This is a genomic window from Vibrio sp. 1580 (genome assembly GCF_033340055.1).
The window spans coordinates 1-679 of record NZ_JAWOVT010000320.1 but is presented as its reverse complement, the minus strand read 5'-3'; the positions used below and the strand labels follow the sequence as shown (position 1 = coordinate 679).

The 679-nt window shown below is 49.2% G+C and carries 1 protein-coding gene; it reads left to right on the top strand.

What is annotated here, in order from left to right:
- Window positions 1-679, top strand: a 679-nt coding sequence (locus tag R7093_RS25765; protein WP_318147090.1) for a PfkB family carbohydrate kinase, incomplete at both ends; no start/stop codon positions are given.

Sequence of the window (679 nt, the reverse complement as noted above, 5' to 3'; positions counted from 1 at the left end):
TACGCGTTATGAGCCGTGGCCAGCAACTTATCCGTCTTGACTTTGAAGATAAGTTTGAGAATACCGACGCGACCCCGGTTCTGTCTCGTATGGATGCAGCGCTACCAAACGTGAAAGCGGTGATCATGTCTGACTACGCAAAAGGCTCTCTAGAGCACGTTCAAGCGTACATTCAGAAAGCGCGAGCAGCGAATATTCCTGTTTTCATTGATCCTAAAGGTGCGGACTTTGAACGTTACCGCGGTGCAACTCTACTGACACCAAACATGAAAGAGTTTGAAGATGTGGTCGGTAAAGTGAAATCGGATCAAGAGCTGGTAGAGAAAGCACTGGCACTTGTTGAAGAGTTTGATTTTGAAGCGCTATTGGTAACACGTAGTGAGCACGGTATGACGTTGATTCGTCGCGGCCAAGAGCCATTCCATCTACCAACGCAAGCGAAAGAAGTCTACGACGTAACAGGTGCTGGCGACACGGTGATTTCTGTACTTGCAGCGTCGGTTGCGGCAGGTAAGTCCTTCGAAGAAGCGTGTGCACTTGCTAACGCAGCTGCTGGCGTTGTCGTGGGTAAACTGGGTACGTCGACGCTGTCTGAAATTGAATTGGCAGAAGCGGTTCATGGCAGTCAAGATACCGACTTTGGTGTCATCTCAGAAAAAGCACTGATTGAAGCGGTGAA